25 protein-coding genes are annotated in these 22,606 nt (G+C 70.9%); 12 read left to right on the top strand and 13 right to left on the bottom strand.

Annotated features, from left to right (window positions below):
- Window positions 1-66: 66 nt before the first annotated feature.
- Window positions 67-1,854: a phosphomethylpyrimidine synthase ThiC gene (thiC, locus tag WDV06_RS02180; RefSeq protein WP_395507853.1), complete on the bottom strand. Its 1,788-nt coding sequence runs from the start codon at window positions 1,852-1,854 to the stop codon at window positions 67-69.
- 178 nt (window positions 1,855-2,032) lie between these two features.
- Between thiC and WDV06_RS02175 the strand changes: the two genes are divergently transcribed.
- Window positions 2,033-3,475, top strand: a complete 1,443-nt coding sequence (locus WDV06_RS02175) for a YibE/F family protein (protein WP_395507852.1) — start codon at window positions 2,033-2,035, stop codon at window positions 3,473-3,475.
- A gap of 37 nt (window positions 3,476-3,512) precedes the next feature.
- Here the strand turns inward: WDV06_RS02175 and WDV06_RS02170 are convergent, their stop codons facing one another.
- The 4 genes from WDV06_RS02170 to WDV06_RS02155 form a co-directional block, all read right to left on the bottom strand.
- Window positions 3,513-3,965, bottom strand: coding sequence for an SsgA family sporulation/cell division regulator (locus WDV06_RS02170; protein WP_395507851.1), 453 nt, complete (start codon window positions 3,963-3,965; stop codon window positions 3,513-3,515).
- 97 nt (window positions 3,966-4,062) lie between these two features.
- A complete protein-coding gene (locus WDV06_RS02165; RefSeq protein ID WP_395507850.1) occupies window positions 4,063-4,833 on the bottom strand; it encodes an IclR family transcriptional regulator in 771 nt (256 codons plus the stop codon).
- Between the two features lie 177 nt (window positions 4,834-5,010).
- Window positions 5,011-5,238, bottom strand: a complete 228-nt coding sequence (locus WDV06_RS02160; protein ID WP_395507849.1) for a DUF5326 family protein — start codon at window positions 5,236-5,238, stop codon at window positions 5,011-5,013.
- 158 nt (window positions 5,239-5,396) lie between these two features.
- On the bottom strand, window positions 5,397-5,714 hold the full coding sequence (locus tag WDV06_RS02155) for a cupin domain-containing protein (RefSeq protein WP_042810190.1): 318 nt from the start codon (window positions 5,712-5,714) through the stop codon (window positions 5,397-5,399).
- 91 nt (window positions 5,715-5,805) lie between these two features.
- Between WDV06_RS02155 and WDV06_RS02150 the strand changes: the two genes are divergently transcribed.
- The 5 genes from WDV06_RS02150 to WDV06_RS02130 all read left to right on the top strand — a co-directional run bounded on the left by WDV06_RS02150 (window position 5,806) and on the right by WDV06_RS02130 (window position 9,519).
- A complete protein-coding gene (locus tag WDV06_RS02150; RefSeq protein WP_395507848.1) occupies window positions 5,806-6,186 on the top strand; it encodes a phage holin family protein in 381 nt (126 codons plus the stop codon).
- A 9-nt stretch (window positions 6,187-6,195) separates the two neighbouring features.
- Window positions 6,196-6,717 (top strand): low molecular weight protein-tyrosine-phosphatase, encoded by a 522-nt coding sequence (locus tag WDV06_RS02145; protein ID WP_395507847.1) that lies wholly within the window; start codon window positions 6,196-6,198, stop codon window positions 6,715-6,717.
- Window positions 6,714-7,892, top strand: coding sequence for a cystathionine gamma-lyase (locus WDV06_RS02140; RefSeq protein WP_395507846.1), 1,179 nt, complete (start codon window positions 6,714-6,716; stop codon window positions 7,890-7,892). Before WDV06_RS02145 ends, WDV06_RS02140 begins: the two co-directional genes overlap by 4 nt.
- Before the next feature lie 177 nt (window positions 7,893-8,069).
- Window positions 8,070-8,978 carry a LysR family transcriptional regulator gene (locus WDV06_RS02135; protein WP_395507845.1) on the top strand — a complete coding sequence of 303 codons (909 nt, stop codon included), beginning with the start codon at window positions 8,070-8,072 and terminating at the stop codon, window positions 8,976-8,978.
- A gap of 61 nt (window positions 8,979-9,039) precedes the next feature.
- Complete coding sequence (locus WDV06_RS02130) at window positions 9,040-9,519, top strand: NUDIX domain-containing protein (protein ID WP_079428669.1); 480 nt, start codon at window positions 9,040-9,042, stop codon at window positions 9,517-9,519.
- A gap of 33 nt (window positions 9,520-9,552) precedes the next feature.
- Here the strand turns inward: WDV06_RS02130 and WDV06_RS02125 are convergent, their stop codons facing one another.
- A complete protein-coding gene (locus WDV06_RS02125) occupies window positions 9,553-10,605 on the bottom strand; it encodes a globin domain-containing protein (protein WP_463668204.1) in 1,053 nt (350 codons plus the stop codon).
- A gap of 273 nt (window positions 10,606-10,878) precedes the next feature.
- Complete coding sequence (locus WDV06_RS02120) at window positions 10,879-11,529, bottom strand: HAD family hydrolase (protein ID WP_395507843.1); 651 nt, start codon at window positions 11,527-11,529, stop codon at window positions 10,879-10,881.
- A 181-nt stretch (window positions 11,530-11,710) separates the two neighbouring features.
- On the opposite strand from WDV06_RS02120, the gene WDV06_RS02115 reads away from it, so the two are divergent.
- Genes WDV06_RS02115 through WDV06_RS02105 form a run of 3 tightly spaced genes read left to right on the top strand, consistent with a single transcriptional unit; the run spans window position 11,711 to window position 14,304 of the window.
- Entirely contained in the window at window positions 11,711-12,595 is an 885-nt protein-coding gene (locus WDV06_RS02115) for a GNAT family N-acetyltransferase (RefSeq protein ID WP_395507842.1), read from the top strand.
- Between the two features lie 17 nt (window positions 12,596-12,612).
- Entirely contained in the window at window positions 12,613-13,074 is a 462-nt protein-coding gene (locus WDV06_RS02110) for a GNAT family N-acetyltransferase (RefSeq protein ID WP_395507841.1), read from the top strand.
- Window positions 13,075-13,128: 54 nt separating this feature from the next.
- A complete protein-coding gene (locus WDV06_RS02105; RefSeq protein WP_395507840.1) occupies window positions 13,129-14,304 on the top strand; it encodes a winged helix DNA-binding domain-containing protein in 1,176 nt (391 codons plus the stop codon).
- 15 nt (window positions 14,305-14,319) lie between these two features.
- Here WDV06_RS02105 and WDV06_RS02100 read toward each other — a convergent pair whose 3' ends face one another.
- A complete protein-coding gene (locus WDV06_RS02100) occupies window positions 14,320-15,705 on the bottom strand; it encodes a serine hydrolase domain-containing protein (protein ID WP_395507839.1) in 1,386 nt (461 codons plus the stop codon).
- Between the two features lie 9 nt (window positions 15,706-15,714).
- Window positions 15,715-17,178, bottom strand: a complete 1,464-nt coding sequence (gene dnaB / locus WDV06_RS02095; protein ID WP_395507905.1) for a replicative DNA helicase — start codon at window positions 17,176-17,178, stop codon at window positions 15,715-15,717.
- Between the two features lie 452 nt (window positions 17,179-17,630).
- Here dnaB and WDV06_RS02090 point away from each other — a divergent pair, with 452 nt between their 5' ends.
- A complete protein-coding gene (locus tag WDV06_RS02090) occupies window positions 17,631-18,968 on the top strand; it encodes an MATE family efflux transporter (protein ID WP_395507838.1) in 1,338 nt (445 codons plus the stop codon).
- A gap of 133 nt (window positions 18,969-19,101) precedes the next feature.
- On the opposite strand, the gene rplI is transcribed toward WDV06_RS02090, so the two are convergent.
- The 4 genes from rplI to rpsF all read right to left on the bottom strand — a co-directional run bounded on the left by rplI (window position 19,102) and on the right by rpsF (window position 20,788).
- Window positions 19,102-19,548, bottom strand: coding sequence for a 50S ribosomal protein L9 (gene rplI, locus WDV06_RS02085; protein WP_042810204.1), 447 nt, complete (start codon window positions 19,546-19,548; stop codon window positions 19,102-19,104).
- An 18-nt stretch (window positions 19,549-19,566) separates the two neighbouring features.
- A complete protein-coding gene (gene rpsR / locus WDV06_RS02080) occupies window positions 19,567-19,803 on the bottom strand; it encodes a 30S ribosomal protein S18 (protein ID WP_005315025.1) in 237 nt (78 codons plus the stop codon).
- Window positions 19,804-19,846: 43 nt separating this feature from the next.
- Window positions 19,847-20,425, bottom strand: a complete 579-nt coding sequence (locus tag WDV06_RS02075) for a single-stranded DNA-binding protein (protein WP_395507837.1) — start codon at window positions 20,423-20,425, stop codon at window positions 19,847-19,849.
- 72 nt (window positions 20,426-20,497) lie between these two features.
- Window positions 20,498-20,788 (bottom strand): 30S ribosomal protein S6, encoded by a 291-nt coding sequence (gene rpsF, locus WDV06_RS02070; RefSeq protein ID WP_004950685.1) that lies wholly within the window; start codon window positions 20,786-20,788, stop codon window positions 20,498-20,500.
- Window positions 20,789-21,040: 252 nt separating this feature from the next.
- Here rpsF and WDV06_RS02065 point away from each other — a divergent pair, with 252 nt between their 5' ends.
- Together WDV06_RS02065 and WDV06_RS02060 are read left to right on the top strand one after the other, a co-directional pair.
- Window positions 21,041-21,352, top strand: a complete 312-nt coding sequence (locus tag WDV06_RS02065; RefSeq protein ID WP_395507836.1) for a hypothetical protein — start codon at window positions 21,041-21,043, stop codon at window positions 21,350-21,352.
- Between the two features lie 131 nt (window positions 21,353-21,483).
- On the top strand, window positions 21,484-22,602 hold the full coding sequence (locus tag WDV06_RS02060; RefSeq protein ID WP_079428650.1) for a lipid II:glycine glycyltransferase FemX: 1,119 nt from the start codon (window positions 21,484-21,486) through the stop codon (window positions 22,600-22,602).
- Window positions 22,603-22,606: the final 4 nt, after the last annotated feature.

Raw genomic sequence — 22,606 nt, 5'->3', positions numbered from 1 at the left:
CCTTCCGGGAGCCCGTCAGAACCGGCCCGCGACCCCTACGATCGCGGGCCGGCCCCTCCGGTCGGTTCAGTCCGCCAGCGGCAGGTAGACGCGGTTGCCCGAGGCGGCGAACTCGGCGGACTTCTCCGCCATGCCGGCCTCGATCTCCTCTGCCTTCAGATCGCCGCCGTGCTCACGGCGGATGTCCTGGGAGATCTTCATCGAACAGAACTTCGGACCGCACATGGAGCAGAAGTGCGCGGTCTTGGCCGGCTCGGCCGGGAGCGTCTCGTCGTGGAACTCGCGGGCCGTGTCCGGGTCGAGGGCCAGGTTGAACTGGTCCTCCCAGCGGAATTCGAAGCGCGCGTCCGACAGGGCGTCGTCCCATTCCTGGGCGCCCGGGTGCCCCTTGGCCAGGTCCGCCGCGTGCGCCGCGATCTTGTACGTGATGACGCCGGTCTTGACGTCGTCGCGGTTGGGCAGGCCCAGGTGCTCCTTGGGCGTCACGTAGCAGAGCATCGCGGTGCCCCACCAGGCGATCATGGCGGCGCCGATGCCGGACGTGATGTGGTCGTACGCGGGAGCGACGTCCGTGGTCAGGGGGCCGAGCGTGTAGAACGGCGCCTCCTCGCAGATCTCCTGCTGGAGGTCGATGTTCTCCTTGATCTTGTGCATCGGGACATGGCCCGGGCCCTCGATCATGGTCTGCACGTTGTGCCGCTTGGCGATCGTGTTGAGCTCGCCCAGGGTCTTGAGCTCGGCGAACTGCGCGGCGTCGTTGGCGTCCGCGATGGAGCCGGGACGCAGGCCGTCACCCAGCGAGTACGTGACGTCGTAGGCCGCCAGGATCTCGCAGAGCTCCTCGAAGTTCGTGTAGAGGAAGTTCTCCTTGTGGTGCGCCAGGCACCACGCGGCCATGATCGAGCCGCCGCGGGAGACGATGCCGGTCTTGCGGCGGGCCGTCAGCGGCACGTACGGCAGCAGCACGCCGGCGTGGACCGTCATGTAGTCGACGCCCTGCTCGGCCTGCTCGATGACCGTGTCCTTGTAGATCTCCCAGGTCAGCTCCTCGGCGCGGCCGTCGACCTTCTCCAGCGCCTGGTAGAGCGGCACGGTGCCGATCGGGACGGGGGAGTTGCGCAGGACCCACTCGCGCGTGGTGTGGATGTTGCGGCCGGTCGAGAGGTCCATGACCGTGTCCGCGCCCCACTTGGTGGCCCAGGTCATCTTGTCGACCTCCTCCTCGATGGAGGAGGTGACGGCGGAGTTGCCGATGTTGGCGTTGACCTTCACCAGGAACCGCTTGCCGATGATCATCGGCTCGATCTCGGGGTGGTTCACATTGGCGGGGAGCACGGCGCGACCTGCGGCGATCTCCTCACGGACGACCTCGGGGGAGACGTTCTCCCGAATCGCGACGTACTCCATCTCCGGGGTGATCTCGCCCCGGCGGGCGTACGCGAGCTGCGTGACGGCCTGGCCGTCACGGCCCCGGCGCGGCAGGCGCGGGCGGCCGGGGAAGACCGCGTCGAGGTTCTTGAGACCGCCTCGGGGCGACGTGTGCTTGATGCCGTCGTCCTCGGGGCGCACGGGGCGGCCCGCGTACTCCTCGGTGTCACCCCGGCCGATGATCCAGTTCTCGCGCAGCGGCGGCAGGCCGCGGCGGACGTCGGTCTCGATCTGCGGGTCGGTGTACGGACCGGACGTGTCGTAGAGCGTGACGTCCTTGCCGTTGGTGAGGTGGACCTGGCGGACCGGCACCCGGATGTCCGGGCGGGAACCCGCCAGGTATCCCTTGTGCCAGCCGGGCTGGCGCTCGGTCTGGCCGTCGGACTTCCGATCGGCGGCAGGCGTGCGTGCGTCCTGAATGGTCATGAGACCTGATCTCCCTACGCCGGCATTACCCGGTAACAGGTTCGGCGGTCGACGCAGCCTCCTCCCGTACGCAATCTCCTGCGCGTACGGTGATCAGCGCCCTCTCAGCCCGGTGCTCCGAGCTCCCGCGTTGTGCAAAGTAGCCCCCACGCTAGCGTCATCTGTGGCGTGCTGAACAGTGGGCCCCCTCAACTCTTGCGATGATCTGCCAGTGACGACCTCGCCGCAGCCCCCCACCGAGCCCTTGGCCCCCCGGGGCCACACCGGCCACGAGCACGCCCCCCACGGGCCTGTGGCCGGGAGCCCATCGGGGCACTCCCACGGCCACGGGCACTCCCACGGGCATTCTCATGGCCACGGCCCGGCGGCCCCGGTGTCCAAGCACCTGCGCAGGGTGATCTCGGCCGTACTGATCCCCTTCGCCGTCGCCGTCTTCGTCGGCCTGGTGGTGCTGTGGCCCGGCGGTGCCCCGGCCCACGAGCGCACAGGAGTCGGCTTCGACCGCCAGACGCAGCAGGGCAAGGTGGTCGCCGTTGCCGAAGTGGGCTGCAAGTCCGTGAACGCCTCGCAGATGCCGCCCGCCGGTGGCACCACCGGCCCCGAGGCGCGGACCGCCGGCGGCGGCGCGTGCAAGCGGGCCACCGTCGAGGTCGGCACCGGGCCGGACAAGGGGCGTGTCTTCTTCGAGATCGTCCAGCCGGGTGCGCCGCGGCAGCTGGAGAAGGGCCAGGAGGTGGTGGTCGCCTATGCTCCGGACGCACCGCGCGACCTCCAATACTCCGTGATCGACCTGAACCGGAAGTTCCCGATGGCCCTGCTCGCGGGCATCTTCGCGGTCGCGGTGGTGGTCGTCGGCCGGATGCGCGGGCTGTTCGCGCTCATCGCGCTGGTGGTCAGCTTCGGCGTGCTGACCCTCTTCATCCTCCCGGCGATCCTGCAGGGCTCGAACCCCCTGGTCGTCGCGGTGGTCGGGGCCAGCGCGATCATGCTGATCGCGCTCTACATGTGCCACGGGCTGACCGCCCGCACGTCGGTCGCCGTCCTCGGCACCCTGGTCTCGCTGCTGCTGATCGGGCTGCTGGGCTCGCTGTTCATCGACTGGGCGTTCCTGAGCGGGAACACGGACGACAACACCGGTCTGATCCACGGCCTCTACCCGAACATCGACATGAGCGGTTTGCTGCTCGCAGGCGTGATCATCGGATCGCTCGGCGTCCTCGACGACGTGACCGTCACCCAGACCTCGGCCGTCTGGGAACTCCACCAGGCGGACCCGCAGATGGGCCCGCGCGGCCTGTACAGGGCCGCCATCCGGATCGGCCGCGACCACATCGCGTCCGTGGTCAACACCCTCGTGCTGGCCTATGCGGGTGCGGCGCTGCCGCTGCTCCTGCTGTTCTCCATCGCGAACAGCAGCATGGGCACCGTGGCCAACAGCGAGCTGGTGGCGGAGGAGATCGTACGGACCCTCGTCGGCTCGATCGGGCTCGTGGCCTCGGTCCCCGTGACCACGGCGCTGGCCGCGCTGGTGGTGTCCGCGGACCGGACCGGCCCCACCGCGACCGTTCCCGCTCCCGCGTCACCGGCCCGCGGCGGCCGGGGCCGGCGGCGCAAGCGCTGAGGGGCCGCGCGGGCACGGCCCCCGGCCGCAGGGCTCCTCAGCCCGCGCTCTGCTCGTTCTGCCGCCGCGCCTCGGCGAGGATCCTGCCGAGCTCCTCGTCGAGGGTCTCCTCGAAGTCGCCGAGGCTGCGCTCCTGACCGAGCGGAACGATCCGGTCGGTCCGGTCGAGGAAGGCGACGAGCGGGGCCGCGCCCGCCCGGAACAGGGCCCGGTCGCCGCCCACCTGCAGGCGGATGTGGACGTCGGAGAGCTCGCCCGGTTCGGTGGGGGCGATGTGCACGTCACCGTCACCGCACGGTCCGTTGATGCCGTCGAGGAGCAGCTCCCGGCCGAACGCCCAGGTCACGGGGGCGTCTCCGGGAAGGTGGAAGGTCAGGCGCACGGCGTAGGGGTCTCGGGCGTCGTACCGGAGTTCCACCGGGATCCGGAACGCGAGCTCCTCGGAAACGAGGAAGCTCATCATGACCTCTGCCTGTACCGACTCGCGCATTGCCTACCCCGCTGTAGTGGAAGTGGCCAGGAATGATCCCCCAGGGCCGTCTTGACAAGGGTGGTGGAAGCGCAAGCAGATCACAAGGAGTGAGTTTTCAGATACTGATAGAGAAGGAGAGGGTGCTCAGCAGCGCGCCTACTTCACTCCGTAGTCGATCGACTACAGCGAGCAATCGAGATTCCTGGTGCACAGGGAGAGAAATGGCCATGGTCGCCGCGGCGTCGCCGGCGGTGATCGGGATGGCCGCGCAGACCGTGCCCAGGGCGTACTCCTGACGTTCGGTCACCGGCTGCATCCGCTCCAGGGAGCCGATCCGCTCCTCCAGCGCGCGCATGTCCCGGACGGTGTACGGGGTGATGCCCTCCACCGGATGACGGTCGTAGTGGTCCCTGCGCGCCTTCTCGTCCAACTGCCCCAGCAGGCACTGGCCGATGGCGTGCGCGTGCCCGGTGGCGCGGAAGTCGGCCCACTCCTCGCAGGCCGGATTGGCCGGGGTGTCCGAGACGCCCACGACCTCGATCTCACCCTCGCGGTAGACCGCGAAATAGACGGGGGCCCCGACCACGTCGCGGAAGTGCGCGAGCGAATCGAGGATCATGCTGCGACGTTTCTGCTGAAGTCCCCCGTGCCCCAGCCGGGCGGCCGCCTCGCCGAGGACGAACACCCCGCCCTCCCGGCGCAGATAACCCTCGTGCGTCAGGGTGCGCAGCAGGTGGTACGCGGTGGGGAGCGGGAGCCCGGCCTCGCGCGCCAGCTGTTTCGCCGGGGCTCCCCCGCCGTGGGAGGCCGCGGCCTCCAGCAGCCGGAGCGCCCTCTGCACCGAACCGATCAGCGTCGGCACACCGGCATTGTGAACCGGAGACAAAGCGCACCCCCAGGCGTGGCGGCGGGCCCTGGGCCCGCCGGCGCCCAGGGAACGGCACGGATTGCCAGCCTATCCACCGATTGCCACAGGATGGGGGGTTTGGCAGGTCACGTTCGCCCGCCTGGCGCAACGCCCGTCCCCCTCGGCACGACGGCCTGCCAGCCGCCGCACGACGGCCTACCAGCCGTCGGAGGAGCTCTTCGCCCCGCTGCCCGTGAACTTCCTGACCACGAAGATCAGGCCGCCGACCAGGGCCGCGAACAGCAGCAGCTTGAAGGCGAAGCCGATCAGCGTGCCGATGATCGAGGTGATGATGCCGCCGAAGACGAAGAGCGCCAGCAGCGGAACGGCGACCCACTTGACCCACCACGGCGTCCCCGCGAACATCGCTCGGATCCCGTCCATGTCCTTACCTCTTCCTCGTCCTCGCCGGTGTCCCTGGCTTCTTCCTTGGTCACGAGCTTAGGAGCCGCGAGCACGGAGCGGGGGCCCGTGAGCCCCCGGAACCCCCTGACCCGCCCCCTAGGGGGACCAGGGGGACGACCCTGGGTCCGCCGGGGTGCTCAGGCCTCCGGCGGCGAGAAGACCACCATCACCTTCAACGGCTCGGTGATGTGGTGGAACTTGTGCGGCACCCCCGCCGGGACATAGACGACGCTGCCGTTGGCCACCGTCGTCGTCTCCTCCCCGACCGTGATCGAGGCACGGCCGCTCACCACGAAGTACACCTCGTCCTGACGGTGCGGCTGCTGCGGATCGCTCTGCCCCGCGTCGAGCGAGTAGAGCCCGACCGACATGTTCCGCTCACGCAGGAACTGCAGGTAGGCGCCGTCGTTGGCGGCTCGTTCCGCTTCGAGCTCGTCCAGCCGGAAGGCCTTCATGTTCGCTGTGCCCCTTGCCCTTGCCCGGTGGTGCCGGGATCCGCTGATCTGCCGATGCCCGGCCCGTATCTTCTCTGCCACGATCAGACACATGACGAATTTCGTAGTCAAGACGCTCGCCAACGCGGGGGCCCTGGCCGTCGCCATCGCACTGCTCGACGGCATCACCCTCGACGACGGCAGCAGCCTGGGCCGCCGCGTGGTGACGCTGATCCTGGTCGCACTCGTCTTCGGCCTGGTGAACCTGATCGTCAAGCCGGTGGTGAAGCTGCTCTCGATCCCGCTCTTCATCCTCACCCTGGGCCTGTTCACCCTCGTCGTGAACGCCCTGATGCTCCTGCTGACCTCCTGGCTGGCCGAGCAGTTCCACCTCAGCTTCCACGTCGACGGCTTCTGGACCGCCGTCCTCGGCGGACTGATCATCTCCGTCGTCTCCTGGGCCCTGAACGTGGCCCTGCCCGACAAGGACTGAACGAGCCCCATGTACCGCGTGTGCTTCGTCTGCACCGGCAACATATGCCGGTCCCCCATGGCCGAGTCCGTCTTCCGCTCCCACCTGGCGGCGGCCGGGCTCGACGGCCTGGTCGAGGTCGACAGCGCCGGCACCGGCGGCTGGCACGAGGGCGACGGCGCCGACCCGCGCACCGTGGCCGTGCTGGAAGCCGCCGGATACGGACAGGACCACCGCGCCCGGCAGTTCCACGCCTCCTGGTTCGACCGGCTCGACCTCGTCATCGCCCTCGACTCCGGCCACCTGCGCGACCTGCGCGCCCTCGCCCCCACCCCCGAGGCGGCCGCCAAGGTCCGGCTGCTGCGCTCGTACGGGCCGGCGGGCGCGACCGGCCGCGGCCCGGGCGCCGACACGAGTGGCGGTTCCCTGGACGTACCCGACCCGTACTACGGCCCCTTCGAAGGGTTCGAGGAGTGCCTGGCGCTGGTCGAGGCCGCGAGCACCGGACTCCTGGAGGCCGTACGCGCCGCAGTGAAGGAGCACACCCCGTGAACGCAGACCCCGTGACCGGCCGGCCCGCCGGGGCGGCCGCCCCGGCCCCGTACGGCGACGGGACCCGGGCCGTGCGCGCCGGGCTGCCCGAACCCGTCACGAACCAACCGCCGCTGCCCGGACCGGTCTTCGCCGCCCACTTCCACCTGCCCGGCGAGGTGGCGGGACCGTACACCTACGGCCGCGACACCAATCCCACCTGGACCCTGCTGGAGCGTGCGATCGGCGAACTGGAGGCACCCGGCCGCGAGGACGTGGACACGGTCGTGTTCGCGTCCGGCATGGCCGCGGTCTCCGCCGTCCTCCTCTCGCAGGCCCGCGCCGGGGACACCGTGGTCCTGCCCGACGACGGTTACCAGGCACTGCCCCTGGTCCGGGAGCAACTGGAGGCGTACGGGGTCCGCGTCCGCACCGCCGCGACCGGCGGGGACGCGCAGCTCGCGGTCCTCGACGGGGCCCGGCTGCTGTGGATCGAGACCCCTTCCAACCCCGGGCTCGACGTGTGCGACGTACGCCGCCTCGTGGACGCCGCCCACGCGGCGGGCACCCTGGTCGCCGTGGACAACACCCTGGCCACCCCCCTCGGGCAGCGGCCGCTGGAGCTGGGTGCCGACTTCTCCGTGGCCAGCGGTACCAAGGGACTCACCGGCCACGGCGACCTGCTGCTCGGGTACGTCTCCTGCCGCGACCCGGAACTCGCCGCCGCCGTCCGGCGCTGGCGCAAGATCGTCGGTGCGATTCCCGGGCCCATGGAGGCCTGGCTCGCCCACCGCTCCCTGGCCACCATCCAGTTGCGCGCCGCACGCCAGTGGGCCAACGCGCTGGCGGTCGCCGAGGCTCTGGCCGACCGCACCGAGGTGAGCGGGCTGCGCTATCCGGGACTCCCCTCGGACCCCTCCCACGCGACGGCGGCACGGCAGATGAGCGGCTTCGGGTCGGTGGTCTCCTTCACCCTGCCCGACCGGGCGCACGCCGAACGCTTCATGTCCGCCCTCCTCCTGGTCGAGGACGCCACGAGCTTCGGCGGAGTGCGCTCCACCGCGGAGCGGCGCGGACGCTGGGGCGGCGATGCCGTGCCGGAGGGCTTCATCCGCTTCTCCGCCGGCGCCGAGGACACCCGGGACCTGGTCGCGGACGTGCTCCGCGCCCTGGACCAGGCGGGTTCGCAGGCCTGAACACGCGTGGGAAAGCGGTCCGAGCCTCCCCCCTGGTGGCTCGGACCGCGACGGGTTCCCTGCCCACAAGAACCACGTCGACAAGGCTAGTTGACTCTGCGTCAGAGTCCAATCACGGTGAAGACAGGAACCTATCGGCATATTTATAGTTGAAGGCCCCCACCGAGAGGGGCCGCCATGGACCTGGCCCTGCTGCGCACCTTCGTCGCCGTGCACCGGGCCGGCTCGTTCACCCGGGCCGCCACGCTTCTCGGGCTGTCCCAGCCCGCGGTCACCTCCCAGATCCGCACCCTGGAGCGCCAGCTCGGCCGCCCCCTGTTCCACCGCCGCGCCCGCGGCGTCACCCCCACCGCCGTCGGCGACGAGCTGGCCCACAAGGCGGCCCCCCACCTGGACGCGCTGCTGCGGATCACCGAAACCGAGCGGCAGACCGCCGGGACCCTGCGCACCCTGCACCTCGCCGGACCGCCCGAGTTCCTGAGCCTGCGGGTGCTCCCCGCCCTCGCCCCCCTCGTCGGCCACGGCCAGACCCTGCGCACGGTCTTCGCGGCCGACGCGGAGGAGAACCTCGCCGGGCTCGCGGCGGGCCAGCACGACCTGGTCGTCACCACCGCCCGGCCGCGCGGCGGGCCCTTCACGGCCGGCGTCCTGTGCGACGAGGAGCAGGTACTGGTCGCCGCGCCCTACTGGGCTGCTCTCGCCGACCCGGAGGAACTGCTCGCCAAGGGCCCGGGGGCCCTCGACGGGATCCCGGTCGTCGAGGTCCACGAGAGCCTCCCGCTCGTCACCCGCTACTGGGCCGCCGTGTTCGACTCCGCCCCCGGCCCCGCGTCCGACACCGCCGCCACCGTCGTCGCCCCCGACCTGCGGGCCGTCCTGGAGTGCGTCCGGGCCGGCGCCGGACTCGCCGTCCTGCCCCGCTACCTGTGCCAGGACGCCCTCGACCACGGTCAGGTCGTCGCCCTGCTGGAGCCCGCCGTGCCCCCGCTGCGCACCTGGTTCCTCGTCGTCCGGACCGGCAGCCTGGCCCTCGCCCACCTGGCCCGCGCCCACGACCGCCTGCTGCGCGCCGCCGCACACTGGTGAGCCCCTCGTGTTTCGGACGACGGCGCGTTTCAGAAGCGCGGCCGTGGGCCACTCTTCTCCCATGACCGAACGTCCCGTGGTCAAACGCACCGCCCGAGCGATCCTGCTCGACGGTGACGACCTGATCCTCATCAAGCGCACCAAGCCCGGCGTCGACCCGTACTGGCTCACCCCGGGCGGCGGTGTGGAACCCTCCGACGCCACCGTCGTGGACGCCCTCCACAGAGAACTCGACGAGGAGCTCGGCGCCAAGATCACCGATGTGGTGCCCTGTTTCGTCGACACCGTCGAACACATCGCCTCGGGCGGGGTGACCGGGGTGAAGGTGCAGCACTTCTTCGTCTGTCACCTGGAGTCGATGGACCCGGGCCGACGGCACGGACCCGAAGTCGACGAGCCGCAGGGGGAGTACGAGATCGTCCGCGTGCCCTTCAGCCGCGTCGGCATCGCCGCCGTCCACCTCGTCCCGCTCTCACTGCGCCACTACCTCGACGGCAACATCGAGGGGGTGCGCGCCATGCACGCCCCCGACCTGGGCTGAGCACGCGGGGAAGCGGGCGGGTCCTCGCCGGTGTCAGCCGGCCACGCCCGCCAGCTCCTCCAGCGCGTCGAAGCGGATCCGCTCCCCGGGGATCCCGATCCGCTTGAGCGCGTCCACACCGCTGCGGATCATCGCGGGCGGCCCGGAGATGAACGCGTCGTACGAGCGCCAGGGCCCGTGCACACCCACCGCGTGCGGCAGCTGCCCCGCCATCCCCTCCCCGATCACCGGGCGTACCGACAGCCACGGGTGGGAGCGCTGCAGGCCCAGCAGCGTGTCCTTGTCGTAGAGGTCGTCGTCGCTGCGCGCCCCGAAGAACACCTCCACCGGACGGCGCTCGCCGTGCCCGGCCACGTCCTCGATCAGCGCCTTGATCGGGGCGATGCCGGTCCCCCCGCCCAGGCACAGCATCCCGTTGTCGGTGCTGTGGTCCACCACCATCGAGCCGGCCGGCGGACCCAGCCGCAGGACGTCGCCGGGGCGGGCGTGCCGTACCAGGGCGTTGGACACCCAGCCGGCCGGCACGGCCTTCACGTGGAAGGACAGCAGCCCGTCGGCGCGCGGCGCGGAGGCGAAGGAGTAGTGCCGCCACACCCGCGGCCACCACGGGGTCTCCAGACTCGTGTACTGGCCCGCCAGGAAGGGGTACGGCTGGTCGGGGCGGAGGGTCAGAACGGCGATGTCCGGGGTCCGCAGGTCGTGGGAGACCACCTCGGCGTGCCACCACGCGGGGGACCGCGCCTCGTCCTCCGCCGCCGCGTCGATCATCGTCTGCGAGATCGCGGTGTACGCGCGTACCCAGGCGGCCTCCGCCTCCGGGCCCCAGGTGCGCTCCGCGTACCGGGCCAGCGCCCCGATGAGTGCCTCCCCGACCGCCGGATAGTGGGCGGCCACCGTGCCGTACTTGCGGTGCCCCGTGCCGAGGCGACGCAGGTAGGGGGTGAGCACCGCGGGGTCGTCGATGTGCTCCGCGGCTGTCAGCAGGGCCTTCAGCAACCGGTCGCGCTGGACGTCCATGGCCACGGGGAACAGCTCCCGCACCTCGGGATGGCCCATGAAGACCAAGGCGTAGAAGTACGAGGTCACCCTGTCCGCGACGGGTGCGATCTCGGCAAGGGTCCGTCGGATGAGAACGGCGTCCGGGGAGGGTTCGGCCGCACCGTCCCCGGAAGGTATCCAACCCGTCGGTCTCGCCGATCTGGTGGGCGGAAGGTCCATGCGGTGCCTCGCTTCGAGCATCTCGGTCGGGTCTCACACGCCACGGCCTCGCGACCGTGGTTCCGGGTTCCACAGCGTGCCAGTCGACCGGGAGCGCTGTGGGGAAATGGGGAAAAACCGGGTTTCGAACCCACGATCCCCTTAAGATGCTGCGACTCCCGGGCGCGTCCGCCCCAGGAGCTGGTATGCCTCCCGCAGGTCACGCCCCTCGTAGACGTGGGTGGCCCGCTCGGCCAGATGCGGCCGTGCGTTCACCGCCACCGACCGCGGGAGAGCCCCGAAGAGGACCGCGTCGGTCATCGAGTCCCCGTAGGCGACGCAGTCGGCCCGGGTCACACCGAAGCGCGCGCACAGCCGGTCGGCGACCGTCAGCTTGCCCTCCGGCGTCAGGATCCCCGCCACGTCGACGGGGCGGGTGAAGGGCACCTCGGGGAAGACCGAACCGTGAGCGGCGTGCGCACCCCACTCCAGCAGCAGCTCGACGAAGAACGAGGGGGACAGGGAGATCACCGCGCAGTAGTCGCCGCGCTCACGGATCTCCTGCCAGACGTCACGGATTCCGGCCAGCCACGGAGCCCCGTCGAACGCCGCCCGGACGTGTGCGGGCGTCAGGTCGGCCCACATGTCGCGCGCCGCCCGCGAGAAGTCCTGCGGGCCGATCTCCCGGGCACCGAAAGCCCGCTCCAGCTCTGCGATCTCGGCCTCCAGGCCAAGCTGCCTGGAGATCTCGACCGGGGCGGCCGATCCGTACATCAAGGTCCCGTCGAGATCGAACAGGTGCAGCAGCGTCATGGTCGTCGAGGCTAGCCCCTGCGTTCGGCGTGAGTGACCGGGTTTCACGCCGACGTCGGCTCGTTTCACGTGAAACATCGACCGACTCGCGTGAAGCGTCGACGGTTTCACGTGAAACATCGTCCGGCCGGATCCCGGAATCCCCTGGACGCCCCGCGAGCCGGTGATCCACTCTGGGCCGGTGACACCACCACTGCTCACCGATCTGCCGATCCGCGCACTGACCCCGGAGGACCTCCGCCACTGCGCCGACCTGTCCGAAGACCGCGGATGGCCGCGCGAGGACCACAAGTGGGGGCTGCTCCTCACCGCCGGGACCGGGTACGGGATCGACGCGCCCGACGGTCGGGGCCTCGCCGCCGCCTGTGTCGTGACCGCCTACGGGGACAGCCGGGCCAAACCGGACCTCGCCGCCATCGGAATGGTCCTCGTCGCCGACCGCTTCGCCCGCCAGGGACTGGGCCGCCGCCTCATGCGGTACGTGTGCGACGAGCTCCTCACCGGCGTACCGCTCACCCTGCACGCCACCCCGTACGGCCGCCCGCTCTACGAAGAGCTGGGTTTCGACACCACGGGCCGTGCGGAAATGCTCCGCGGCACCTTCCTCCCCGACCCGGGGCCCGGCGGCACCGGCGTCCCGGTCCGGCCGGCCACCGCCGAGGACCTCCCCAGGATCATCCGGCTGGACACGGAGGTGTTCGGCACCGACAGGACGCACATGGTCACGCGACTGCCGGCCTTCACCGACAGGCTCCTGGTCGCCGAGGACCGCTCCGGTGCCCTCCTCGGCTACGCGGCCATCTGGCCCAACATGGAGACCCATGTCGTCGGCCCCCTCATCGCCCGCGACACCGCCACCGCTCAGGCCCTGGTGACCGCCCTGGCCGCGAGCACCGGACGCCCCCTGCGCACCGACGTCGACGTACGCCACGAGGAGTTCGTCTCCTGGCTCAAGGAGCGCGGCCTGGAATCCGTCACCTTCAACGCCGTCATGACGCGGGACCTCCCGGGCCTGCCCGGTGACTGGACCCGCCGCTGGGCCCCGCTCACCGTCGCCGCCGGCTGAGGGCGGGGAGTCAGACGATGACCGAGACCCCGGATCTGTCCATCCGTCCCGCCACCGAGGCCGACCTGCCCGCCATCGTGGCCCTGCTCGCCGACGACCCGCTCGGCGCCACCCGCGAGTCCCCGGACGACCTGGCCCCCTACGCCGCGGCCCTCAGGCGGCTGACCGACGATCCCCACCAGCACGTCGTGGTGGCGGTGCGCGGCGAGCGCGTCGTGGGCACCCTCCAGCTGACGATCGTGCCGGGCCTGTCCCGCAGGGGGGCCACCCGTTCGATCATCGAAGGGGTCCGCGTCCACACCGACGAACGCGGCAGCGGCCTGGGCACCCGCTTCATCGAATGGGCCGTCGACCGGTCCCGCGAGGAGGGCTGCCGACTGGTGCAGCTCACCTCCGATGTGACCCGCACCGACGCCCACCGCTTCTACGAGCGGCTCGGCTTCACCCCGTCCCACGTGGGGTTCAAGCTCCAGCTCTGAACGGGCCCGCAGGAGGCCGGGCCGCCGCCGGCGGCCCGGCCTACGATCGGGAGGATGAGCACAGGCCTCCCCCTCGTCAGCACCGCCGACCGCCGCCACCGACTCGGCCGCCGGCACTGCCTGGCCCCCTCGGCCCGCGCCGCCGACACCCGCGCGGTCGCGGACGCGGTCGTCGCCCTGCACGCCACGGACGCGGCGACCCTCTACCTCTCCGCACGCGCCCGCCTGGCCGAAGGCGGCCCGGCGGAGGTCGAACGCGCCCTGTACGAGGACATGAGCGTCGTCCGGCTGCTCAGCATGCGCAACACGCTCTTCGCCGTGTCCGCCGAACTCGCGCCCTGGGTGGACTCCTCCACCGCCCGTGCGATCGCCGCGAAGGAGCGCCGGACCCTCCTCAAGCACCTCGACGAGGACGGCCAGGGTCTCGACGCCGCCTGGCTGGCGCACGCCGAGGCCGCCGCGCTCGACGCCCTCGATGCCCGTGGCCCCTCGACCGGGTCCCAGCTGTCCGCGGCGGTGCCCGCGCTCCGACAGAAGATCACCATCGGCCGGGGCAGGAAGTACGAGGCCGAGACGGGCGTCGCCACCCGTGTCATCCGCCTGCTCGCCGCGGACGGCCGCATCCGCCGGGACCGGCCGCGCGGCTCCTGGACCTCCAGCCAGTTCCGGTGGGTCCACACCGAGCCCTGGCCCGCCGTTCCGGCGGACGAGGCCCGCGCAGAGGTGGCCCGCCGCTGGCTGCGCGCCTACGGACCGGCCACCGAGGCCGACCTCAAGTGGTGGACCGGCTGGACCCTCACCGACGTGCGCAAGGCCCTGGCCGCCGTCGGCCCCGAAGAGGTCCGCCTGGAGGACGGCGGCACCGCGCTCGTCTGTCCCGGCGACACCGCACCCGAACCCGCCCCCGAGCCCTGGGCCGCGCTGCTGCCGGGCCTGGACCCCAGCGGTATGGGCTGGGCCGACCGGAGCTTCCACCTCGACCCGGCCCACCGTCCCGCCCTCTTCGACTACGCGGGCAACATCGGCCCGACCGTGTGGTGGAACGGCGAGGTCGTCGGCGGCTGGGCCCAGCGCCCGGACGGCGAGATCGTCTGGCGGCTGCTGGCCGATCCCGGCCGCGCCGCAGAGGAGGCGATCGGGGCCGAGGCCGCACGGCTAGCCGCCTGGGTGGGGGACGCCCGGATCACCCCCCGCTTCCGCACCCCGCTGGAGCGCGAACTCGTGGCCTGACCGGGCCCGGGAGCGTCAGCCGATGCCGCGCCAGCCCTGCGGGTCCACCCCGCCGGGCACCGGGGCCTGCGGGTCGTAGGGCTCGCGCGTGAAGACGAACGAGGCCAGGTCGAGGTGGCTGAGGGAGCCGTCCTCCCGCCGTACGGCCCGCAGGGTCTCGCCCGCGTAGTAGCCCGTCAGGCCCGTCCACGTGCCGTCGGGCTCCGCGCGGAACCGGGCCGCACGTCCCGTCACGCCCACCGGCCCCAGTTCCAGCGACCCGTCCGCCTTCAGCCGCAGGGCGTGCGGCGCGGTGCCCCAGTACCAGACTCCGGCCAGCTCCAGCGGAACCCGGTCGGTTTCCGCGAACGGCCGCCACGGCGTGGGGAAACGGGGCTCCGCGTCCGCCACGATGCCGAGGAGATCGGCGGCCACCGTCGAAGGCGGCAGGCCCGAGGTGCAGTTCGCCAGCACCACCGCCGCCACGTCGTCCGCCTCGCTCAGCCAGAGCCCCGCGACGAACCCGGGGAGCGAGCCGCCGTGCCCGACGAGCCGCCGTCCCCTCTGGTCCGCCAGTTGCAGGCCCAGCCCGTATCCGAGGTCGGCGAGCCCGGGCTCCGGGGGCGTCGCGGAGGTGCGCATCTCCTGTGCGCTGCGCGCGCTCAGCACCCTCTCGTCACCGCGGGCCAGCAGGACCGCGAACCGCGCCAGATCACGGGTCGTCGACCAGAGCTGGCCGGCCGGGGCCATCAGGCCCAGGTCCTCCGCCGGCTCGGGCATCATCAGGTCCGCCCACGGATGCACCGCCCAGCCGCCCGCGTGCGGTGCCTGCGGCCGCGCGCTCGTACGGTGCAGCCCCAGCGGCTCCAGCACCTCGGCCCGCAGCACGTCCTCCCAGGGCTTGCCGCGCAGCGCCTCGACGAGCGACCCCAGCAGGGTGTAGCCCGTGTTGGAGTAGTGGTGCCGGGTACCGGGGGCGTGCTTGAACGGCTCCTCGCCCAGGACGTCGGCGAGCTCGGGCCGCTGTGCGCCGGGGGTGCGCTCCCACCACTCGCCGGGAGTCTCGGCCGCCAGTCCCGCGCTGTGCGCCAGCAGCTGGCCGATGGTCACCTCGTCGGCCCCGGTCCCGGGGAGGTGCTTGCCCAGCGGGTCCGACAGCGCCAGCAGCCCCTCGTCCCGCAGGCGCATCACCAGGACCGCCGTGAACGTCTTGGTGATCGACCCGATCCGGTACTGCACGTCCCCGTCGGGCCCGTGGCCCTCGACGCTGGTACGCGATCCCTCCCAGACCACCTCTCCGCCCCGTACGACGGCCGCCACCACGGACGGGGCCCGGCCCTCGCTCTGCGCGACGGCGATCCGGTGGTTCAGCGCGCGCCGGGTGGAGGGCAGGAGTTCAAGGTCTTCAGAGAGCGCATCCATGAGCGGATGCTATGTGTTGGCCATGTCCACGAACCGCGAATAATGGCCCTGGAAGGCCACGGTGATGGTGGCCGTCGGACCGTTTCGGTGCTTGGCGACGATCAGGTCCGCCTCACCCGCACGAGGGGACTCCTTCTCGTACGCGTCCTCGCGGTGCAGCAGGATCACCATGTCGGCGTCCTGCTCGATGGAGCCGGACTCACGCAGGTCGGAGACCATCGGCTTCTTGTCGGTGCGCTGCTCGGGTCCACGGTTCAGCTGGGAGAGCGCGATCACCGGTACTTCGAGCTCCTTGGCCAGCAGCTTGAGGTTTCGGGACATGTCCGAGACCTCCTGCTGACGGCTCTCGGGGCGGCGCGAGCCGCCCGACTGCATCAGCTGGAGGTAGTCGATGACCACGAGCGACAGGTCGTTGCGCTGCTTGAGCCGGCGGCACTTGGCGCGGATCTCCATCATCGACAGGTTCGGGGAGTCGTCGATGTAGAGCGGGGCGGCCGAGACGTCGGGCATCCGGCGGGCGAGCCGGGTCCAGTCGTCGTCGGTCATGGTGCCGGAGCGCATGTGGTGCAGCGCCACGCGGGCCTCCGCCGAGAGCAGGCGCATCGCGATCTCGTTGCGGCCCATTTCGAGGGAGAAGATGACGCTCGGCAGGTTGCTCTTGATGGAGCAGGCGCGGGCGAAGTCCAGTGCGAGGGTCGACTTGCCCATGGCGGGACGGGCCGCGATGACGATCATCTGACCGGGGTGCAGGCCGTTGGTCAGGGAGTCCAGGTCGGTGAATCCGGTCGGCACGCCCGACATCTGGCCGGAGCGCGAACCGATGGCCTCGATCTCGTCGAGGGCGCCCTCCATGATGTCGCCGAGGGGGAGGTAGTCCTCGGAGGTCCGCTGTTCGGTGACGGCGTAGATCTCGGCCTGGGCGCTGTTGACGATCTCGTCGACGTCGCCGTCCGCCGCGTATCCCATCTGCGTGATCTTCGTGCCGGCCGCCACGAGGCGGCGCAGGACGGCCCGCTCGTGGACGATCTCCGCGTAGTACTCGGCGTTCGCCGCGGTCGGCACGGACTGCACCAGGGTGTGCAGGTACGAGGCACCGCCGACCTTGCTGATCTCCCCGCGCCGGGTCAGCTCCGCGCCGACGGTGATGGGGTCGGCCGGCTCGCCCTTGGCGTACAGGTCGAGGATGGCCTGGTAGATCGTCTCGTGCGACGGGCGGTAGAAGTCGTGGCCCTTGAGCACCTCGACCACGTCGGCGATGGCGTCCTTGGACAGCAGCATGCCGCCCAGGACGGACTGCTCGGCGTCGAGGTCCTGGGGCGGGACGCGCTCGAAGCCGCCGCCCCCTCCGTCCCAGGAGCCGCCCTCGCGACCCCGGTCGCGCTCCTCGTCCCCACGGCTTCGGCCCTCGCCGCCGCGGCGCGGACGGGCGGGCAGACGGTCGCTGGGGCCACTGTCGGCCCAGGGGTCGTCCATGGGCTCCGGGATGCTCACCGGGCCGCCTCCTCCCGTCCGCAACGCGGACCTCGCCGTGTCACTCTTTCTACGACACGGCTCTGACATTTGGGACACCCGGATCGGCTCTCGGCGCGTCGGGCAACGCCCAACGGTAGGGCCGCGGGCGACGTCAGCCAATCTTGTTATCCACAGGCTGTGTGGATGACATGTGGACGACGGACCCAATGCTGTGGGTAAGTCGCCCCAAGCTGTGCACAGACCGGGGGACGACGCTGTGGACAAAATCACCCGACCCACCCCCACACCCATCTTGACCTGGGATTTCCTCGTCCACGGGCAGCGCCGGAGAAAATTCTTCGCCACACTCCCAAGATCGCCCGCAACGGTCCGCGACGAACGCCCAAGTCAGCGCGTCGGTAAGGATCTACAGTCGATTGCATCTATTACCTGTGGAAGATTAGATTGAGCGCATGACACAGGCCCCCACAGCTGAGAAGGCCGCCCCGAGACGGCACGACCGCGAGATACTCGCCCTCGCCCTCCCCGCCTTCGGCGCCCTCGTCGCCGAGCCCCTCTTCGTGATGGCCGACAGCGCCATCGTGGGACACCTCGGCACCCCCCAGCTGGCCGGCCTCGGCGTCGCCGCCGCCCTGCTCACCACCGCCGTGAGCGTCTTCGTCTTCCTCGCCTACGCGACCACCGCGGCCGTGGCCCGCCGGGTGGGGGCCGGCGACCTGCGGGCCGCCCTGCGCCAGGGCGTGGACGGCATGTGGCTCGCCCTGCTGCTCGGCGCGGCGGTCGTCGCCGTCGTCCTGCCCACCGCCCCTTCGCTGATCTCCCTCTTCGGGGCCTCGGACGCCGTCGCCCCCTACGCCGTCACCTACCTGCGGGTCTCCGCGCTGGGCATCCCGGCCATGCTCGTGGTGCTGGCGGCCACCGGTGTCATACGCGGCCTCCAGGACACCCGGACACCTCTGTACGTGGCCGTCGGCGGCTTCGCCCTCAACGGCATCCTGAACGTGGCCCTCGTCTACGGAACCGGTCTCGGCATCGCCGGATCGGCCTGGGGTACCGTCGTCGCCCAGTGCGCCATGGCCGCCGCCTACCTCTGCGTGGTGGTCCGGGGAGCGCGCCGGCACGGCGCCGCCCTGAGGCCCGACGCGGCCGGCATCCGCGCCTGCGCCCGGGCGGGCGTGCCGCTGCTGGTCCGCACCCTGTCGCTGCGCGCCATCCTGATGATCGCGACCGCGGTCGCGGCCCGGCTGGGGGACGCCGACATCGCCGCCCACCAGATCGCGCTGTCCCTCTGGAGCCTGCTCGCCTTCGCCCTGGACGCCATCGCCATCGCCGGCCAGGCCATCATCGGCCGCTACCTGGGCGCCGGAGACACCGAGGGCGCCCGGGCCGTCTGCCGCCGCATGGTGCGGTGGGGCATCGGATCCGGAGTCGTGCTGGGCCTGCTGGTCGTCCTGGCCCGACCCGTGTTCATCCCGCTCTTCACCGGCGACCCCGTGGTCGAGGACGCTCTGCTCCCCGCGCTGCTGGTCGTGGCCCTCGCCCAGCCGGTCTGCGGGGTCGTGTTCGTCCTCGACGGGGTGCTGATGGGCGCCGGGGACGGGCCCTACCTGGCCCGGGCCATGCTCCTGACCCTCGCGGTGTTCGCCCCGGCCGCGCTGCTCGTCCCCGTCCTGGGCGGCGGTCTCACGGCGCTGTGGTGGGCCATGACGCTGATGATGCTGGTCCGCATGGTCACCCTCCAGCTGCGTGCCCGCTCGGGCCGGTGGCTGGTGGCAGGCGCCACGCGCTGACCGGGCGGCACCGGGCCGGCCTGTGTTTCACGTGAAACATCCCCCACCGGTACGACCGCCGATACGACCGAGCCCCCTGGGACACGACGAAGGGCCGCACCCCCGGAGGGGTGCGGCCCTTCATGTGCTGCCCTTAGGCGGCGACGACCTCGATGCCCACGTTCGCGGCGACCTCGGCGTGCAGACGCACGGAGACCTGGTACGAACCGAGGGTCTTGATCGGGGAGCCCAGCTCCACGCGGCGCTTGTCGACCTTCGGGCCACCGGAAGCCTCGATCGCCGTGGCGATGTCGGCCGGGGTGACGGAACCGAAGAGACGACCGGCGTCACCCGCGCGGGTGGCCAGACGGACCTTCACGCCCTCAAGCTGGGCCTTGACCTCGTTGGCCTGCTCGATGGTCGCGATCTCGTGGATCTTGCGGGCGCGGCGGATCTGCGCCACGTCCTTCTCGCCACCCTTGGTCCAGCGGATCGCGAAACCACGCGGGACCAGGTAGTTGCGAGCGTAACCGTCCTTGACGTCGACGACATCGCCGGCGGCACCGAGGCCAGAGACCTCGTGGGTCAGGATGATCTTCATTAGTCGGTCACCCTTTCCTTAGCGCGCGGTGGACGTGTAGGGCAGCAGCGCCATCTCACGGCTGTTCTTCACGGCCGTGGCGACGTCACGCTGGTGCTGCGTGCAGTTGCCGGTAACGCGGCGGGCACGGATCTTGCCGCGGTCGGAAATGAACTTCCGCAGCATGTTCGTGTCCTTGTAGTCCACGTACGCGGTCTTGTCCTTGCAGAACGCGCAGACCTTCTTCTTAGGCTTGCGCACAGGCGGCTTCGCCATTGTGTCTCTCCTGTGTGATCAAGAAGTGGGGTTACGAGATGCCCTAGAAGGGCGGCTCGTCCGAGTAGCCACCGCCGGAGCCGCCGGAGCTTCCGCCCCAGCCGCCCCCGCCCTGCTGCTGGCCGCCGGCCGGCGCGCTGGACGCCCACGGGTCGTCGGAGGGAGCTCCGCCGCCCTGGGGACCGCCGCTGGGGGCACCCCAGCCGCCGCCACCCTGCTGCTGGCCGCCGCCGCCGTAACCGCCCTGGCCGCCTCGGCCCGTGGTCTTGGTGACCTTGGCCGTGGCGTTCTTCAGGCTGGGGCCGACTTCCTCGACGTCCAGCTCGTAGACCGTGCGCTTGACACCCTCACGGTCCTCGTACGACCGCTGCCTCAGCCGGCCCTGCACGATGACGCGCATGCCCCGCTGGAGGGACTCGGCGACGTTCTCCGCCGCCTGCCGCCACACCGAGCAGGTCAGGAACAGGCTCTCGCCGTCCTTCCACTCATTGGTCTGGCGGTCGAAGGTGCGGGGGGTGGACGCGACACGGAACTTCGCGACCGCCGCACCCGAGGGGGTGAAGCGCAGCTCGGGGTCGTCGACGAGATTGCCGACGACCGTGATGACGGTCTCGCCTGCCATGGATGAACCTCTCGGCGGGGATTGCTGCTGGGCTGCTGTGCTACTCGATCCCGATTACCGCTGAACCGGAGTTCAGTGGGTCTCGGGGCGAAGGACCTTGGTCCGGAGAACCGACTCGTTCAGGTTCATCTGGCGGTCGAGCTCCTTGACGACCGCAGGCTCGGCCTGAAGGTCGATGACCGAGTAGATGCCCTCGGGCTTCTTCTTGATCTCGTAAGCGAGACGACGACGGCCCCAGGTGTCGACCTTCTCGACCTTTCCGTTGCCCTCACGGACGACGGAGAGGAAGTTCTCGATCAGCGGGGAGACAGCGCGCTCCTCAAGATCGGGGTCGAGGATGACCATCACTTCGTAGTGACGCATGTGGAACCCACCTCCTTTGGACTCAGCGGCCACGGTCGATCCGTGGCAGGAGGGTCGTGATGCGTGCCGCACGGTGCCTGAGAGCAGACACCGCGCAGACCGTACAGACTACCTGCTCGACTCCTTCCGGTTGAAATCCGGCAGGAGGGGGCCACAATCTGTAGGCAACGGGTGTGCTCGGTGCTATGCCCCCGGCCCCGGCCGGAGGCCGCACCGCCGCACCGCTCTGCGTCAGCCAGGAGGTGCCTTTCGATGGCACAGGCAATGGATCGCCCGCCCATCTCCCTGCTCTCGACCGACGGCAAGCCCCATCCCCTCCAGGACACCCTGGTGGCCGTCACCCTGGTTCTCGGCGCCGTGGCGTTCGTCACTGCGTTCTTCCACAATCTGCACCTGCTCAGCTCCTGGACGGGACTGATCGGGATCGTGACCGGCGCCTACGGGCAGTTCGTCTCCGCGACGACACGCGAGCGCTTCGCGCTGATCATCGGCCTTGGCGCGTCTGGCATCGGCTTCTACCTCGGAATGGCGCACGGCGGCCTCTTCGGCGGCTGGGTGGGCTGACCGGGGGATCTCCGCGACGGGGCGCCGGCCGAACAGCGGCCCGGGCTACGGCCTGTCCCCCAGATGGGTGGCGCCCCCGTCGCAGTAGGCTTCGCGCCATAGCAGCGAAGCCGCCCGAGGAGACACCCCGCATGAGCCTGTCCCTGAGCACCATCAGCCGAGAGCAGCATCTGGCGTACCTCCAGAGCCTGCCCTCGGCTAGCCACTGCCAGGTCCCGGCATGGGCCGACGTCAAGAACGAGTGGCGCTCGGAGAACCTCGGATGGTTCGACAAGTCCGGCCAGCTCGTCGGCGCCGCGCTCGTCCTGTACCGCCAGCTGCCCAAGGTGAAGCGGTACCTCGCCTACCTCCCCGAGGGCCCGGTCATCAACTGGTACGCCCCCAACCTTGAGGAATGGCTCCAGCCGATGCTGGCGCACCTCAAGCAGCAGGGCGCCTTCACCGTGAAGATGGGCCCGCCCGTCGTCATCCGCCGCTGGAACTCCGCCGCCATCAAGGCCGGCATCCAGGACCCCGAGGTCAAGCGCCTGCGGGACGTGGAGGCTTCGTACATCGAGCCCCGCGCCTTCGAGGTGTCCGACAAGCTGCGCCGCATGGGCTGGCAGCAGGGCGAGGACGGCGGAGCCGGCTTCGGCGACGTCCAGCCCCGCTACGTCTTCCAGGTGCCGCTGGCGAACCGTTCGCTGGACGACGTCCTCAAGGGCTTCAACCAGCTGTGGCGCCGCAACATCAAGAAGGCCGAGAAGGCCGGCGTCGAGGTCGTCCAGGGCGGCTACGAGGACCTGCCGACCTGGCAGTACCTCTACGAGATCACGGCCGAGCGCGACAAGTTCCGCCCGCGCCCGCTCAGCTACTTCCAGCGCCAGTGGACGGCCCTCAACTCCGAGGACCCCAACCGCATGCGGCTGTACATCGCCAAGCACGAGGGCGAACCGCTCGCGGCCGCCACGATGCTGACCGTCGGCCAGCACGTCTGGTACTCGTACGGTGCCTCCGCCAACCACAAGCGCGAGGTCCGTCCCTCGAACGCCATGCAGTGGCGCATGCTGCGCGACTCGTACGCGCTCGGCGCCAGCGTCTACGACCTGCGCGGCATCAGTGACACCCTGGACGAGAACGACCACCTGTTCGGCCTGATCCAGTTCAAGGTCGGTACGGGCGGCGAGGCCGTCGAGTACGTCGGCGAGTGGGACTTCCCGCTCAACAAGGTGCTGCACAAGGCGCTCGACATCTACATGTCGCGCCGCTGACCCC

This window comes from Streptomyces racemochromogenes (genome assembly GCF_044129415.1).
In the GTDB taxonomy this organism is placed as follows: Bacteria; Actinomycetota; Actinomycetes; order Streptomycetales; family Streptomycetaceae; genus Streptomyces; species Streptomyces racemochromogenes_A.
This window is presented reverse-complemented; position numbering and strand designations above follow the sequence as displayed.